The organism is Pseudomonas sp. 910_23, from assembly GCF_052850795.1.
In genome coordinates this window covers 281,176-297,977 of the sequence record NZ_VXCZ01000007.1, presented here as the reverse complement: position 1 = coordinate 297,977, position 16,802 = coordinate 281,176, and the positions used below count along the sequence as shown (strand labels likewise).

The following is a 16,802-nucleotide window of genomic DNA, read 5'->3' as shown; positions in this document are numbered from 1 at the left end:
AAAAGCGCAAAAGTAACCAAAACGCTCTTGCCCCACCACTCGGCACCTCGCCCAGGCTCGGTGTGCCCGTAATCCGCCATGGATTTGGGGGGGCCGCCGCCACGCGCCATCCATGGCGCGGGGCAGCTAAACCGGCATCCCTGCCGGTTTACCCCCCAAATCCCTGTCGAATTCCGGCCAGCGTGGTTTAACGGGGCGCCTAAGATCAAAAGCAGATCAAGAGCAGATCAAGAGCGGCTCGCTTCGCATCGTGGTTACTGGTGACTGCTACGAAGTTGTGTAGATACCCATGCTGCGATGGGGCCCTCAGCCTCACCACAAGGCTCAAGGCTCCAATCCGATCCCCCGCAAGATCACACTGGTCACCGTCTGAATCGCCTTTTCGAACTGCATATCCGACAACGGCTGGTGATCATTCAAAATCTTCACCTGGTGATCAAAGTCGGCATAGTGCTGGGTCGAGGCCCAGATCATGTAGAGCAGGCTCGACGGTTCCACCGGCAGGATGCGTTTGTCTTGCACCCACTGGCGAATCTTCGCTTCCTTCATCTTGGCCCAGTCGTACAGGCTTTCATCCAGGGCCTCACCGAGCGTGGGCGCGCCGTGGATGATTTCATTGGCCCAGACCTTGGAGCCATACGGTCGCGTACGCGAGCGCTGCATCTTGGCGCGGATGTAGCTGCTGAGCACCACCCGCGGATCATCGAAGGTTTCGAAGCTCAGGGCATCCTGCTTCCACAGCTCCAGCAGGTCGAACAGCACCGCGCTGTACAGCTCGCTCTTGGTGGTGAAGTAATAATGCAGGTTGGAACGCGGCAGTTGCACCTCTTCGGCGATGTCGGCCATAGCGGTGCTGCCGTAGCCTTTTTCAGCGAAGACTTTCTCCGCCGCCAGCAGGATTTTCTCGACGTTGACCCGACGGATTCCGATCTTGTGATTGCCCATAAGGGCTCCCTGACAACAACACGGGTTAAAGACTACCACCAGCTCTAGATCGGGGCGACAGGCCAAGCCGAAACTTCGTACACTGCCCGCTCCTACCCATTGATTGGTATTGAACAATGTTGATCAAGAAAGCCCTGACCACCCTCGCCCTGCTCACCTCTCTGCTGGGCGCCTCGGCGGCATTTGCCCATGCCCACCTCAAGAGCGCAGAACCTGCGGCCAACAGCAGCGTCGCCGCGCCGAAAGACCTGCGCCTGACCTTCACCGAAGGCGTCGAAGCCACCTTCACCAAGGTGTCCCTGAGCAAGGACGGCACTGAAATCGCCATCAAGGGCCTGGAAACCCCGGACGCGGACAAGAAAGTCCTGGTCGTGACCCCTGCCGCCCCGCTCGCGAGCGGCAATTACAAAGTGGTGTGGAATGCAGTGTCGGTCGACACCCACAAGAGCAGCGGTAAATACAGCTTCAAGGTCGGCCAGTAACCCATGGCAACCCTGCTGGTGCTGTGCCGTTTCCTGCATTTTATCGTCGTGCTGCTGATGTTCGGGGCTTGCGTGCTCCGGCCCTGGCTGCTCGGCACCCAGGTACAGCCGACTCTGGACCGGCAACTGCTATGCATCACCCGTGGCCTGGCCTGGCTGGGGCTTGGCTCCGGCGTGGCGTGGCTACTGCTGATCACCGCCAGCATGGCCGGCAGTTGGGACGCGGCACTGCAACCGGCCACCGTGCAATTGGTGCTGGGCAAGACCTTTTTCGGCCAGGTATGGACCTGGCATCTGCTGCTGAATGTTCTGCTGGTGATCGTGCTGATCAAACCCTGGCCAGCCTTGCGTTTGCCATTGATCACCCTGCTGCTGGCGACCCTCGCGCCGGTGGGCCATGGCGCCATGCTCGACGGGCTGAGTGGGCAATTGCTGATCCTCAACCAAGTGGTGCATCTGCTGTGCGTGGGGGCCTGGCTGGGTGGGTTGCTGGTGCTGGTGCTGATCCTCAGGCACGCGCAAGAGTACCGGCTGGAGCCGATTTTGCGGCGCTTCAGCGGCGTGGGTTACGGCCTCGTCGCCGGCTTGCTGGTAACCGGTTTGATCAATGTGCGCGTGCTCACCGGGCAACTGTGGCCCACGCCACTGTTCAATGGGTTTGCCTTGATCCTGCTGATCAAGGTGGGGTTGGTGGTGGGGATGCTGGGATTGGCGCTGCTGAACCGGTTGCGTATCGAACGTTGCGAACAGCGCTTGGGCAGTTTGAAAGCCAGCGTGATGATGGAATGGCTGCTGGGGGTCTGCGCAGTAGCCGCCGTTTCACTCCTTGGCACCCTGCCTCCGATGGTTTTAGCGGTATAAAAAACCAGGTTTAACTCAATCAAATGTGGGAGGGGGCTTGCTCCCGATAGCGGTGTATCAGTCAGATCATCTGTGACTGACACACTGCTATCGGGAGCAAGCCCCCTCCCACATTGACCCTGCCCGCTTTAGATCAGGTCATACAAAGTCATCGTATAACTTCTGCTTGACACACCCCGAAAACCCCGCAAATATCCCGCTCAATGTTGTACGACGACGTATAACAAATAATAAAAACAACAAAAGAAAGGGAGCCTCACTGTGAGTCAATTCGCCCGCAATTGCTCTGCACGCCTGGGCCTTATCAGCCTCGCTAGCCTGGCCGTCACCCTGCCCCTGTGCGTTCAAGCCGAAGGTTTTATCGACGACGCCAAGGCCACGCTCAACCTGCGCAACGCCTACTTCAACCGCAACTTCACCAACCCCGGCAACCCTCAGGGCAAGGCCGAAGAGTGGACGCAAAACTTCATTCTCGACGCCAAATCCGGCTTTACCCAAGGCACTGTCGGGTTCGGGATTGATGTAATGGGCCTGTATTCGCAAAAGCTCGATGGCGGCAAAGGCACTGCCGGTACTCAACTGCTGCCGGTGCATGACGATGGCCGCCCTGCCGACAATTTCGGACGCCTTGGGGTCGCGCTGAAAACCAGGCTGTCCAAGACCGAGCTCAAACTTGGCGAGTGGATGCCAGTGCTGCCGATCCTGCGTTCCGATGATGGCCGCTCTCTGCCCCAGACCTTTCGCGGCGGCCAGGTCACGTCCAATGAGATCGCCGGTCTGACCCTCTACGGCGGCCAGTTTCGCGGCAACAGCCCACGCAACGACGCGAGCATGGAAGACATGTTCATGAACGGCAAAGCTGCGTTCACCTCGGACCGCTTCAACTTCGGCGGGGGCGAATATACCTTCAACGACAAGCGCACCCAGGTCGGGCTGTGGTACGCCGAACTCACTGATATCTACCAGCAACAGTATCTGAACCTCACCCACAGCCAGCCGGTGGGCGACTGGACCCTGGGCGCCAACCTTGGCTTCTTCAACGGCAAGGAAGACGGCAGCGCCTTGGCCGGCGACCTCGACAACAAGACCGTGTTCGCCCTGCTCTCGGCCAAATACAACGGCCACACCTTCTACGTCGGCCTGCAAAAACTCACCGGCGACAGTGTATGGATGCGTATCAACGGCACCAGCGGCGGCACGCTGGCCAACGACAGCTACAACTCCAGCTATGACAATGCCAGGGAAAAATCCTGGCAGGTGCGCCATGACTTCAACTTTGTCGTACTCGGCGTGCCAGGGCTGACCCTGATGAACCGCTATATCAGCGGCAGTAACGTGCACACCGCAGCGATCACCGATGGCAAGGAATGGGGACGTGAGTCGGAACTGGCGTATACGGTGCAAAGTGGTGCACTGAAAAACCTCAATGTGAAGTGGCGCAATTCGACAATGCGGCGCGACTTCAGCAATAACGAGTTTGATGAGAACCGGATTTTCATCAGCTATCCGATTTCGTTGTTGTAAGTTCCAGGGTCGAACTCGATCTCAAAGGTGCCACACATCCATGTGGAAGCTGGCTTGCCAGCTCCCCCCTTTGATCTCATGCGCCTGGAAGGACGTTGACAACACCAAGAATCCCTAACACTATTTCCATATAGTCATACGACAACCTACAACAAAAATCTGGAACGCCCATGACCACCACAACCCCTGCTCCGTTTAACCGCCTGCTGCTCACCGGCGCCGCCGGTGGCCTCGGTAAAGTTTTGCGCGAACGTATGCGCCCTTACGCCAAGGTCCTGCGCCTGTCGGATATCGCCGACATGGCCCCCGCCATCGATGCCCGCGAAGAAGTGCAAACCTGCGACCTGTCCGACAAGCAAGCCGTGCACCAATTGGTAGAAGGCGTCGACGCCATCCTGCATTTTGGTGGCGTATCGGTAGAGCGCTCGTTCGAAGAAGTGCTCGGCGCCAATATCAGCGGCATCTTCCATATCTACGAGGCCGCACGTCGCCATGGCGTAAAGCGTGTGATCTTCGCCAGCTCCAACCATGTGATCGGTTTCTATAAACAGGGTGAACAACTCGACGCCCACTCCCCACGCCGCCCGGACAGCTACTACGGCCTGTCCAAGTCCTACGGCGAAGACATGGCCAGTTTCTACTTTGACCGTTATGGCATCCAGACGGTGAGCATCCGCATCGGCTCCTCGTTCCCGCAGCCGCAGAACCGCCGGATGATGCACACGTGGCTGAGCTTCGACGACCTGACCCAACTACTCGAACGTGCGCTGTACACGCCCGATGTCGGCCATACCGTGGTCTACGGCATGTCGGCCAACCTCGACACCTGGTGGGACAACCGCTACGCCGCACACCTGGGCTTTGCGCCCAAGGACAGCTCCGAAGTGTTCCGCGCCCAGGTCGAGGCCCAGCCGCCGGTCGCAGATGATGACCCGGCAAGGATTTATCAGGGCGGCGCGTTCTGCGCGGCAGGCCCGTTCGGTGACTGAGTGCACAGCAACCCAAAGGAATGAGTGGCCATGACTGCAGAATTGATTGTTGATGCCCGCAACGCCGTGGGGGAATGCCCGATATGGGTGCCTGAAGAAAACGCCCTCTATTGGGTGGACATCCCCAACGGTGGCTTGCACCGTTGGGACGCCTCTACCGGACACCTGCGTGCCTGGCAAGCCCCGCAGATGCTCGCCTGCATCGCCCGTACCCAAGCGGGCAACTGGGTGGCAGGCATGGAAACCGGCTTCTTTGAACTGACCCCGCACAACGACGGCAGCCTCGACACTACGCTCTTGGCCGGTGTCGAACACCCGCGCCCGGACATGCGCTTGAACGACGGCCGCTGTGATCGCCAAGGCCGCTTCTGGGCCGGCAGCATGGTGCTGAACATGGGGTTGAACGCCGCTGAGGGCACCCTTTATCGCTATGCGTCTGGCACGGCGCCCCATGCGCAGCTCGATGGTTTCATCACCCTCAACGGTCTGGCCTTCAGCCCCGATGGCCGCACAATGTATGCCTCTGATTCACACCCGCTAGTGCAGCAGATCTGGGCATTCGACTACGACATCGACACCGGTGCGCCGTCCAACCGCCGGGTGTTTGTGGACATGCATGACTTTCTCGGCAGGCCCGATGGTGCAGCTGTCGACGCGGATGGCTGCTACTGGATCTGCGCCAACGATGCCGGCCTGGTCCACCGTTTCACCCCCGACGGTCGCCTCGACCAGTCCCTCACCGTACCGGTAAAAAAACCCACCATGTGCGCCTTCGGCGGCAGCCGCCTGGACACCCTGTACGTCACCTCCATTCGTGACGATCAGCGTGACAGTTCGCTGTCCGGCGGCGTGTTTGCCCTCAACCCCGGCGTCAAGGGATTGCCCGAACCCCAGTTCATCCTCTAGCTGCATCGCTGTGCCTTGAATACAACAATAACAAGACAGGAATCACCGCCCATGGACTTCAAACGCACCTTGCTCGCTGCCACACTCCTGGCCCTCAGCAGCGCCGCCCACGCGCTGGAAATCAAGTTTGCCGATATCCACCCCGCTGGCTACCCCACCGTGGTCGCCGAAGAAAACATGGGCAAGGCCCTGACCCAGCAAAGCAAGGGCGAATTGACCTTCAAGTACTTCCCGGGCGGTGTGCTCGGCTCCGAGAAGGAAGTCGTCGAACAGGCCCAGGTCGGCGCCGTGCAAATGACCCGCGTCAGCCTTGGCATCGTCGGCCCGGTGGTGCCGGACGTGAATGTGTTCAACCTGCCGTTCGTGTTCCGCGACCAGGCGCATATGCGCAAGGTGATTGACGGCGAAATCGGCGATGAGATCCTCGCCAAGATCACCGATTCCGAGTTCGGCCTGGTCGCCCTCGCCTGGATGGACGGCGGCACGCGCAACCTCTACACCAAGAAACCAGTGCGCAAGATCGAAGACCTCAAGGGCATGAAGATTCGCGTGCAAGGCAACCCGATCTTCATCGAAGCCTTCAATGCAATGGGCGCCAACGGTATCGCCATGGACACCGGCGAGATCTTCAGCGCCTTGCAGACCGGGGTGATCGACGGCGCAGAAAACAACCCGCCGACGCTTCTGGAACACAACCACTTCCAGAACGCCAAGTACTACACCCTCACCGAACACCTGATCCTGCCCGAGCCCATCGTGATGTCGAAAATCACCTGGAACAAGCTCACCGCCGCACAGCAGGACATGGTCAAGGAAGCCGCCAAGGCCGCCCAGGCTGACGAGCGTGTGTTGTGGGATGCCAAGTCGGCCAGCAGTGAAGAGAAACTCAAAAAGGCCGGGGTCGAGTTCATCACCGTCGACAAAAAGCCCTTCTATGACGCCACCGCGCAGGTTCGCGCGAAGTACGGTGCGCCTTACGCCGACATCATCAAGCGTATCGACGCCGTTCAGTAACGCCCTCCTCCCTGACAAGGCCCGGCGCGGTCGGTATCGACGCGCCCGGTCACGGTGAACGCCATGAAGAATCTACTGCTGCGCATCAACGACCGTATCTACATGACCTGCATCTGGGTCGCCGGCCTCTCGGTCCTGGGGGTCGCGCTGATCATTCCCTGGGGCATCTTCGCCCGCTATATTCTCGGCACCGGCTCCAGTTGGCCGGAACCCTCTGCGATCCTGCTGATGCTGGTGTTCACCTTTATCGGCGCGGCTGCCAGCTACCGCGCCGGGGCGCATATGTCGGTGGCGATGATCACTGATCGCCTGCCTGATGCTCAGCGCCGCGTTGTCGGCATCGTCTCGCAACTGTTGATGGCGACCATCTGCCTGTTCATGACCATTTGGGGCGCCAAGCTGTGCCTATCCACCTGGAACCAGTTCATGAGCGCCATCCCTACCCTGCGTGTGGGTATCACCTATATGCCGATCCCGATTGGCGGCTTGCTGACTCTGATATTCGTGCTGGAAAAACTTCTGCTAGGCGACCAGAGCCACCGGCGCGTAGTGCGTTTCGACCTGGTTGAAGAAAGCGAAGGGGCTGCCTGATATGGACGCATTGATTCTGCTGGGCAGCTTTATCGCCTTGATCCTGATCGGCATGCCGGTGGCCTACGCCCTGGGCTTGTCGGCGCTGATCGGCGCGTGGTGGATCGACATTCCGTTCCAGGCCCTGATGATCCAGGTGGCGGGCGGGGTGAACAAGTTTTCACTGATGGCGATTCCATTCTTCGTATTGGCCGGAGCGATCATGGCCGAGGGCGGCATGTCGCGGCGGCTGGTGGCGTTTGCCGGGGTGCTGGTGGGCTTTGTGCGCGGCGGGCTGTCGCTGGTCAACATCATGGCGTCGACGTTTTTCGGTGCGATCTCAGGCTCGTCGGTGGCCGATACCGCGTCGGTCGGTTCGGTGCTGATCCCGGAGATGGAACGCCGTGGCTACCCACGGGAGTTCGCCACGGCGGTGACCGTGAGTGGCTCGGTACAGGCGCTGCTGACCCCGCCCAGCCACAACTCGGTGCTCTACTCCCTGGCCGCCGGCGGCACGGTATCAATCGCCTCGCTGTTCATGGCCGGCGTGGTGCCGGGCCTTTTAATGAGCGCGTGCCTGATGGTGCTGTGCCTGATCTTCGCGAAAAAGCGCAACTACCCCAAGGGCGAAGTCATCCCCTTGAAGCAGGCCTTGAAGATCGCCGCTGATGCACTCTGGGGCCTGATGGCCATGGTGATCATCCTCGGCGGCATCTTGTCGGGCATCTTCACCGCCACCGAGTCGGCGGCCATCGCGGTGCTGTGGGCGTTTTTCGTGACCATGTTCATCTACCGCGACTACAAATGGCGCGAGCTGCCCAAGCTGATGCATCGCACGGTACGCACCATTTCCATCGTGATGATCCTCATCGCCTTCGCCGCCAGCTTCGGCTACATCATGACCCTGATGCAGATCCCGGCGAAGATCACCACGCTGTTCCTGACCCTGTCGGACAACCGCTACGTGATCTTGATGTGCATCAACGTCATGCTGCTGTTGCTCGGCACGGTGATGGACATGGCACCGCTGATCCTGATCCTTACGCCGATCCTGTTGCCGGTGATCCTCGGTATCGGCGTCGACCCGGTGCACTTTGGCATGATCATGCTGGTCAACCTGGGTATCGGCCTGATTACCCCGCCGGTGGGTGCGGTGCTGTTTGTGGGTGCGGCGGTGGGCAAGGTAAGCATCGAGAAAACCGTGAAGGCGCTGCTGCCGTTTTATGCGGTGCTGTTTCTGGTGCTGATCGCCGTGACCTACATTCCGGCACTGTCGTTGTGGTTGCCGAGCGTGGTGCTGTAAACCCAATCGTCAGAACACAGGTGAGCAAATGTGAGAGGGGGGTTGCTCACCTGACGGCCTCACAATCGACAGGCGCCTACGTGACACACCTTGGTCAAATGTGGGAGGGGGCTTGCTCCCGATGGCGGCCTCCGGGCCGACCAGGGTGCTGGATCAGACCGAGTACATATCCGGTGTTTGGGTAACGGCCGCTATTGGTTCCGCTTTTACAGCGGGTCACTTTTGGAAAAGAGCCCCAAAAGTAACCAAAAGGGCTCTTGCCCCACCACTCGGCACCTCGCCTAGGCTCGGTGTGCCCGTAATCCAACAGGGATTTGGGGGGCCGCCGCCACGCGCCATCCATGGCGCGGGGCGGCTAAACCGGCATCCCTGCCGGTTTACCCCCCAAATCCCTGTCGAATTCCGGCCAGCGTGGTTTAACGGGGCGCCTGAGATCAAAAGCAGATCAAGATCAAGATCAAGAGCGGCTCGCTTCGCATCGTGGTTACTGTTGGCGAATGCAAAGTTGTGTAGATACCTGTGCTAATCGGGAGCAAGCCCCCTCCCACATTTTGCTCTGCACTGTGTCAGGGTCAGGGTGGGCTGTTTTTCAGGCGCCCTGCCGTATCGATACTCACCACCACCGACAACCCAGGTCGCAACCGCTCGCTCTCGGCCTGGTCCGGGTCCACGGTAATCCTCACTGGCACGCGCTGGGCGATCTTGACGAAGTTGCCGGTGGAGTTATCCGCCTGCAACAGGCTGAACTCCGAGCCGGTTGCCGGCGAGATATGCTGCACCGTGCCATGGAATTTGCGATGGTTCAGCGCGTCAACGGTGAAGGTTACCGGCTGGCCGACCTGCACATTGTCCATCTGGGTTTCCTTCATGTTGGCGATCACCCACAACTGCTTGGGCACCAGGGCCATCAATTGCGCGCCGGAGTTAACGTAGGCACCCAGGCGCACGCCGATCTGCCCCAACTGACCATCGCGTGGCGCGGTGATGCGGGTGTTGGACAAATCGATCCGCGCCAGTTCCACCGCCGCCTCGGCACTGGCGACTGCCGCTTCCAGGGAGCCGCGATTGACGATCACTGTTTGCAGGTCTTGCCGGGCAATTTCCAGGCTGGCCTGGGCCTGGGCTACGGCGGCAATGGTCTGGGCATTGGCGGCGCGGGTCACGTCCAGCTCGCGCTTGGACACCGAGCCATCGCTGATCAATTCTTCGTTGCGACGCAAGTCAGCGGTACTCTTGCGCGCCTGGGCCTGGCTGTCGACCAGCGCGGCCTGACGCAGCTTGATGGTCGCTTCGGCGCTGTTGCGTTGCTGCACCACATTGGCCAGCGACGCTTTCTGCACGGCCAGCTGCGCCAGGGCCTGGTCCAGGCGCTGTTTGTAGATGCGGTCATCCAGGCGTACCAGCAGGTCCCCCGCTTTTACATACTGGAAATCCTGCACCGGTACTTCGAACACATAGCCGCCAAGTTGCGGGCCGATAATCGTCACCTGCCCGCGCACCAGAGCGTTTTCGGTGGTTTCCACCGCACTGCTGAACGGCGGCAATTGCCAGGCGTACAGCACGATCAGCACACCGATGATGGCGATGGCGGCAAAACCCAGGGACGAGATGATGCGCACGCGCAAAGGCCTCAATTGGGTGGGCACGGCGCCCGGTGGCGTGCTGCCTTCCGGTGTGGCAGCGATGGCGGTTGTGGTGGTGGTTGAAGGTTCGGTCATGAAGTCGCGCCGCTGGGTTGAACAGGAGGGATTGCCTTGGTGGTGCTCATCAACCACAGGCTGCGGGTGAAGATCCACAGCATGGTCAGGATCGCAATAATCGCGATCAGCATGAACACATCGTTGTAAGCCATTACATTCGCTTCACGGGTGGCCGCCGTGGCCAGGCTGCGGATGCCCATCAGGTTGCGCAGTTCCGGGTCGGCGACGATGCCACCGTAGGCCGACCCGCCGCTCTGCACTCGCGCCGCCACACGGGGGTCGATCAAGGTCAGGTGCTCGACGATCATGCTTGAGTGATACTTCTCGCGCACGGTCTGGAAGGTGCCCAGCAACGCCGCGCCGATCAGGCCGCCGAGGTTCTGGCAAATCCCGAACATCACCGAGAAGCTCACCAGGTTGCGTGGGTTGGTCAGCACGTTTTTCGTGCCCAGCACCATGGTCGGCCCGAGGAAGAACGTGCCGCCAAAGCCTAGCAGGAACTGGCTGATGTAGAGGTTTTGCGGGCGCGTCAGGTTGCTGGAAAAACTGTCCATCACCGAACCTGTCGCCATCAGTGCCAGGGAAATCACCAATGGCATCAACAGGTGCGCCGGGTTGATCGTCAACGCGCTGACCACCAGCCCGGCAATCGCCCCGGCCAGCATCACCACATATAAGGTATGCATTTGCTGGTAGCTCATGTTCAGCATTTGCATGAACCCCACCGCACCGGTGGATTGCTCGGACAGCACCATGCGAATCAGCACTACCGCCAAGGCCAGGCGAATCATCACGCCGCTGCCCAGCCAGCGCGTCATCAGCATCGGGTTGCTGCGGTTATGCTCGATGGCCAGCCCCGCCATGATCAGCACCAGCGAGCAGGCCGAGGCCACACCGATCCACGGCGCTTCCAGCCACCAGTCGATACGCCCCAGGGACAGCACCGCACACAGTAAAGCAACGCCAGTGGCAAGGATGGCGAAGGTGAGGAAGTCGAGTTTTTCAAAGGTCTTGAAGCGGTCACCGGGCGGCAGCTTGAGCAGGAACACGCAGCCCAGGCAGATCAGCGCCAGGCCCAGTTCAAACAGGTACAACCCGCGCCATTCGGCGATCTGCAGCAAGTCTTCGGAAAACAGCCGCGCCAGGGGCAGCGCCAATTGCGCGGTGCCCAGCCCCAGCACCAGGGCTTTCAAGCGCCACTTGGCCGGGAACGCCTGGATCATGTAGTACAAACCCAACGAACTCAGCGCCGCGCCGACCATGCCGTGAGCCGCCCTCACCGCAATGGCCGAGTTGAGGTCGTTGACAAACAAGTGGCCGAAAGTCACCAGCGCATACAACACCAGGAACACTTCGGTAAACGCACGCAGGCCGAACTGCTGACGAAACTTCACCAGCAGCAGGTTCATGCACACGTTGGTCATGACATACGCGGCGGGTAGCCAGGCCATTTCCGCGGTGGTCGCGCCCAGTGCGCCTTGCAGGTATTGCAGGTTGGCGATAACCAGGGCATTGCCCAGGCCACCGGTGATAGCTACCAGCACGCCCACCAGCGCAAACAGCCAGCGCTTGTGGGTGGGGTGCAGCGGCGTCGACGGCGAGCCGGGCAGGCTCGGCCGCTCGTGGGGCTGCCAGGTGTGGGGGGTGTATTTATCCATTCGGTGACCTTGGTGAGCCGACGTGCAAGGTCGGTGAAGCGCTTACTCAGGTAGTAGTAAACCTGAGCAGCGCTCATCTTTCCATGGCGAACGCACAATTGATCTTCAAACGGCCGAAAGGCGGCATCGGCTGGCCCACTGCCTGCGCCGAGCGGCTCACCTCAACGATCGGGGTCCGGCTTGATCGCTATCTCAGGCACAGGGTTATAGAACGGCCCATAGTCGAGCAGCAATTCATCACCTTTCTTGATGTCTTTGAGCGCCACATAGAACGTCAGGTTTTTCCCGACCGCCACGGAAACGACATTGTTCGACTTCCACGCTGGCCCATTGCGCAGTTGCGAGGTATTGATCAGGCTCAGAGTGTTACCCGTGTGCAGCCCACTCACCGTACGCACACCCGAACGTGTACCGAACAGGTAAGTCAGTACAGCCCGGGAGCCTTGCTTACGTTGCTCCTTGAACAACGACGCCTCGTCTGCATGGTACTTGCCGGCATACGGGCCAAGCACTTCAAATTGGGGGATATCGCGCCGCGCCCATACCGATGCGCCGCGCGCCGGCCCACCATCATCCAGCGGCGTGACCACTTCCAGGACTTCATCAAACCGGGACTGGTGCTGGCATTCGGTCCGCAGCCAGTCTTTGATCGACGCCTTGATCCGGGCTGAAACGCGTGCCTTGGTTGCGCTATCCAGACCGTCAAGCACACCATTCCAGTGGGCGATACGGATGTCCTCGATAGGGCCTTCAAGTGATTGGGTCAAGCTGAGCCTGGGGTTCGTCGGGTCCTGCAGAATCGGCAGAGTATTGTCGATCTGATGACGAGGTAGTACAGGGGAAACGTCGGGTTCAACCTTGATAACGACGATGTCCGAAGACGAACCTGGGATCTGTTCGCTGTGTGGCGTGTCGGTGGGCGTGTTCAGATCCGAAGATTTCGACGGCGGCGGATCCAGAGGGTCTTGCGCAGGCCGTTTTCGTGTTGCACTCGCAGCCGGTTGCTCGGGCACGGGGAGCTGCGGGATATCTTGCTCTGCCCGATTGAGGCGTTGCACGGTCGCCGCTTTTAAAGAGCCATCGGCGTTAACGGACTGATGCCAAGTGTTTGGGTTGAGCCCATGTTGGCTCAAAAACTGCGACTGCGTGACTGACCTGTTCGATTGAGCGAAGAGCGCCCGCCACTGGCGTAGATGGTCATCAGTAAGCGCGGTATAGGTGAGACCGGCCGCCCTGTTCAACAACGCTTCACCGGCCGGCCCAAGGCCACCATCTTGCCGCACACCATTTTTGAACGTACTCGGATTAAGGTGATGATGGCCGGCAAATCCGTTCATGGTCATTGCGTCACGCGCCTGCTGCGTCTTGCTTTGCCAATCACGTATATGCGTTTCGGTCAGTGTATTGAAGGGTGTATTGGCCGCGCGGTCGCGCACAATCTTGCCGGTATCACTCAACTGGCCGTCAGGCTGCACATAGTAGGCAAAGGTTTTCGGCGAGAGGTTCCTCTGTTGGGCAAAGTCTTCACGGGTAATGCTTCGCGGTTGCGCGGGCGACAACGCCTCCCACTCGCGTAGATGCTCAGCAGTGATTATCTGTTTGCGTGCCGAAGTCTGGAAGGTGGGGGTAAGTGCGGTGTTTTGCTCGGCCTGATTGAGACGTCGCACGGCCGCCTCTTTCAAGGAACCATCCTTTTTAACGAAGCGACTCCAACTGCCTGGGCTGAGCTTGTGCTGGCTTATGAACTGCGCTTGCGTCACTGAGTTGTTCGGTTGCGTGAAGAGCGTGCGCCACCGATGTAAATGCTCGTCGGTAATCACCTCATAGGCAGCACCGGCAGCCCTGCCCAACAACTCTCCACCCTCTGGCCCCAGGCTACCATCTGCCCGTACGTAATTTCTGAACGAATTCGAGTTAAGGTGATGATGGCAGGCAAACCCCTCTACGGTCATCGCGCCACGTTCCTGCTGAGTCATGCCTTGCCAACTGTGGATATGCGTTTCGGACACCTTATTGAAGGGCATGTTGGCGGGGCGGTTACGCACAAGCAAGCCGGTTTCGCTCAGTCCACCGTCACTTTTCACACAGTACTCAAACGCTTTCCAGGGCAGCTGATGCTGTCGGGCAAAACCCTTAGGGCTAAGCCTCAGTTGTTCCAGGCGCGGCAACGCTTCCCACGCCCGCAAATGTTCAGCGGTGATCTGCTTTACACCACCGGTTGCCCCCAGGCGGTGCCATTGGTCACCCTGCACATGCTGAACCAGCAACTCGGTCTGCCGGTTGTTGTGATAAACCCGCGCCTGCACAACACCGTCTTCCGTGCGCGAGACCTGCCTGACCTCATACACCGCCGTTTTACCACTGCTATCGGTATGGCGTATGTGCGACAAGTGCCCATCGGCTGCCACGTATACACCCTGGCTGTTGCGTGAGAGCCCGGCGATTCTGGACTCGAGCACAGTGAAGTGTCCGAACAGCTCATGGCTCAGCTCGTACTGTTTACCTATGTGCTCGACACCGACCTTACCGGCGACAGCCTGGGTTGCGACCACGAACTCCTCCAGCGGGCTGCCATAAGGTCGCATCGCGTCGGCATCAAAAGCATACCAATGGCCGTTCTTGAGCACAGCGGCACCTTCCACCGTCCGTTCGGCCACCTTTATGGTGCCCATTGCAGCGGCGTCATACTGTTTGCTGATCGCCTTCAACACATCGTAACTGCCAGTGGCGCCTCTGAGTTTGTTGAAAGCTTTGGCACCTTTGGACAATAGATAAAGGCCGCCAGAGCCCACCAGCTTAACCACATCCCCCACCCCACTCACCGGATTGAGCACACCAATCGTGGCGACGCCAATGACTTTGACAGCCTTTAGCACCTTTGCACCGCTGGAGAGAACAGCGCTGCCGATCTTGAGCAGTTTTCCAGCCGTGGCGGCCCCCGCAGTAACAAAGCCGAAGATGTCCAGCATGAGATCAAATGCTGCCTCGCCATATTTACCATTCTGAATATTGACGATGGCCGATCTGAAGGGGATCAGGTTCAACAAAAAATCGTTCAACGGTTTGGGGCTGTAATACTCGTCGAGGGGTGTCTGCCCGCGCGCCTGTTCTTTTATAGCGGGATCATCGAGATCAAGGTGTTGGACAAAGGCGTCGGCAATCGAACGGGATCGAGCGCTGGTGAAACTGTTCACAAGTGCGTCACTCAACGGGCGTTCACGACCCAGCTCATCTGCGTTATGACGGGGCGTGAACGCTTTGGTCGTAGAAACATTTTTGCCTGCCCTGGACTCCTGAACCTGCGCTGCGTACACGCTCGCCCTTTCAATCGAGCCTTTATTGAAGTCGATGACGTAGGCTTTTGTCGTGCCATGCCATTCAGTTTTGACCAACAGTCCAGGTTTATTTTGAGCCTGCGTATTATTGAAATGACCATCCATGACGTATGAGCCTTCTTGGAAAAAGCTGATTTTTCCAAACTCCAAGTTCCTCCTATCCGCAGATGGTAGCTGCGAGATCAGGTGCCTGACGGTTGTATTGATCGCAGCCTTTTTTGCTTGGATGGCGCTGGTGAACTGCTGTTCGAAAGCCTCTCGAACGCCGAACGTAGGATTATTGTTCAGCGCCTCTACGGGGATGCGGGAGTCGCTCGACTTCAGCGGCCTCGGATTCGGCAAGTCCATCTTGGCGTAGTCCAAGAGTGAATGAGTGCCGCTTATCCCGTTTTGCCCGTGCTCCACGCGAGACGCATCAGTGCTGAGTGCTTTGACTTCAAACAGCGCGCCCAAGTCTCCAAACCGCTCCTGCAACTTGATCTGTGCGATTTCTGTTCGCGTCGGTATTGCCTTGTCCAGTATTTTTGAAGCAGACATCCGCTCATCAAGCTGTTGGTTGAACTCGGTTCTGACGGTTTCAAGTTGTGCAGCGGTGTAGGTGTCAGCGTTTCTTTTGGGGATGATTTCATTCGCAACGCCCCAATCGAGTAACGCGGCAGTCTGGGCATGCTGAGTGGCCACAGGGTCAACCCGTCGGGCGTTTTCAGCCTCGCTCATGACCTGCGCAAACGTCATGCCGGGAACTTTGCCCGGTGCCTGCGCTTCGCTCGTCATGGCGGCAATCGTCAGGTTGGCCCAGGCCTGGCTGCCGACTTTCACCGTCGGGGGAATGTCTTTGATCAGAAACTGCGGAGCCGACTTGGCCAGCAACAGGTACGCACCGACTTTTGCCAGCGCAACGCTGGTTTTGCCGGTGCGACTTAAGTGTTCGGCCAAGCCTTCCACGACTGCCGATGGGGGGTGGCCCCAATAATGGTCACTGGCCAGGTCGAACCCAGCTATTTTGTTGCGCGCCGGGGCGCTGATCGACTCATGATCCATCTGCAACGCGATGCCTGCCAGCAGGTAATCCGTCACGCTGCTCGCGCTGTCAATGCCCTGCATTCTTTGTTGCAGCGCTTTGCCCATCCGTTGTCCCTGGGGGGAACGGATCAGCGCTTCGAGCATCTTGGCAGGGTCGTCCTGCACAGACGCCGGGAGAGGCTGGCGATACCGCAAGAACTCCAGCACGCCGCCTTTGGTTTGCATCACCAGCGGCTGATCGCCCAGATGATGTGCGTGATTCATCGTGATAAGACGCAAGCGTCGTTGTTCGTCTGCGCTCAAGGGAACCGGCCAGGACAATGCCCCGCCCAGATGCCCCAGCGAGGGGGCGGGGTTGCCGGGCAACGGCACATCCTGGTTGGGAGGCTGGGGAGTCAACGAGGTGTCGGTCACGGGCGCCGACTGATTTTCAGCAGCAGGCGGTGAAAGCGAAAAATGCGTGTGTGCAGCGCTAATGCTTGTCATAAAAAA

General features: G+C 59.3%; 12 protein-coding genes. 8 read left to right on the top strand and 4 right to left on the bottom strand.

Going from position 1 to position 16,802, the window contains the following annotated elements:
• Positions 1-324: 324 nt before the first annotated feature.
• Positions 325-945 (bottom strand): TetR/AcrR family transcriptional regulator, encoded by a 621-nt coding sequence (locus FW800_RS11555; protein ID WP_005789320.1) that lies wholly within the window; start codon positions 943-945, stop codon positions 325-327.
• Between the two features lie 116 nt (positions 946-1,061).
• Between FW800_RS11555 and copC the strand changes: the two genes are divergently transcribed.
• The 8 genes from copC (at position 1,062) to FW800_RS11515 (ending at position 8,594) form a co-directional block, all read left to right on the top strand.
• Positions 1,062-1,427: a copper homeostasis periplasmic binding protein CopC gene (gene copC / locus FW800_RS11550; protein ID WP_032880503.1), complete on the top strand. Its 366-nt coding sequence runs from the start codon at positions 1,062-1,064 to the stop codon at positions 1,425-1,427.
• A gap of 3 nt (positions 1,428-1,430) precedes the next feature.
• Entirely contained in the window at positions 1,431-2,288 is an 858-nt protein-coding gene (copD, locus tag FW800_RS11545) for a copper homeostasis membrane protein CopD (protein ID WP_446437668.1), read from the top strand.
• 261 nt (positions 2,289-2,549) lie between these two features.
• Positions 2,550-3,812, top strand: a complete 1,263-nt coding sequence (locus FW800_RS11540; protein WP_446437667.1) for an OprD family porin — start codon at positions 2,550-2,552, stop codon at positions 3,810-3,812.
• Between the two features lie 170 nt (positions 3,813-3,982).
• The gene (locus FW800_RS11535; RefSeq protein WP_032880497.1) at positions 3,983-4,801 is read left to right on the top strand and encodes an NAD-dependent epimerase/dehydratase family protein; all 819 of its coding nucleotides are present in this window, start codon (positions 3,983-3,985) and stop codon (positions 4,799-4,801) included.
• Positions 4,802-4,831: 30 nt separating this feature from the next.
• Positions 4,832-5,707 (top strand): SMP-30/gluconolactonase/LRE family protein, encoded by an 876-nt coding sequence (locus FW800_RS11530; protein ID WP_446437666.1) that lies wholly within the window; start codon positions 4,832-4,834, stop codon positions 5,705-5,707.
• 51 nt (positions 5,708-5,758) lie between these two features.
• Positions 5,759-6,721 (top strand): TRAP transporter substrate-binding protein, encoded by a 963-nt coding sequence (locus tag FW800_RS11525; protein ID WP_248128551.1) that lies wholly within the window; start codon positions 5,759-5,761, stop codon positions 6,719-6,721.
• 63 nt (positions 6,722-6,784) lie between these two features.
• Positions 6,785-7,312, top strand: a complete 528-nt coding sequence (locus tag FW800_RS11520; protein ID WP_005789330.1) for a TRAP transporter small permease — start codon at positions 6,785-6,787, stop codon at positions 7,310-7,312.
• 1 nt (position 7,313) lies between these two features.
• A complete protein-coding gene (locus FW800_RS11515) occupies positions 7,314-8,594 on the top strand; it encodes a TRAP transporter large permease (RefSeq protein WP_216091757.1) in 1,281 nt (426 codons plus the stop codon).
• A gap of 572 nt (positions 8,595-9,166) precedes the next feature.
• On the opposite strand, the gene FW800_RS11510 is transcribed toward FW800_RS11515, so the two are convergent.
• From FW800_RS11510 to FW800_RS11500, 3 genes are all read right to left on the bottom strand, one after another.
• A complete protein-coding gene (locus tag FW800_RS11510; RefSeq protein WP_446437665.1) occupies positions 9,167-10,312 on the bottom strand; it encodes an HlyD family secretion protein in 1,146 nt (381 codons plus the stop codon).
• Positions 10,309-11,952 carry an MFS transporter gene (locus FW800_RS11505; RefSeq protein WP_005789335.1) on the bottom strand — a complete coding sequence of 548 codons (1,644 nt, stop codon included), beginning with the start codon at positions 11,950-11,952 and terminating at the stop codon, positions 10,309-10,311. The genes FW800_RS11510 and FW800_RS11505 overlap by 4 nt, the downstream gene beginning before the upstream one ends.
• A gap of 161 nt (positions 11,953-12,113) precedes the next feature.
• Entirely contained in the window at positions 12,114-16,796 is a 4,683-nt protein-coding gene (locus tag FW800_RS11500; protein ID WP_446437664.1) for an SET domain-containing protein-lysine N-methyltransferase, read from the bottom strand.
• Between the last annotated feature and the right edge of the window lie 6 nt (positions 16,797-16,802).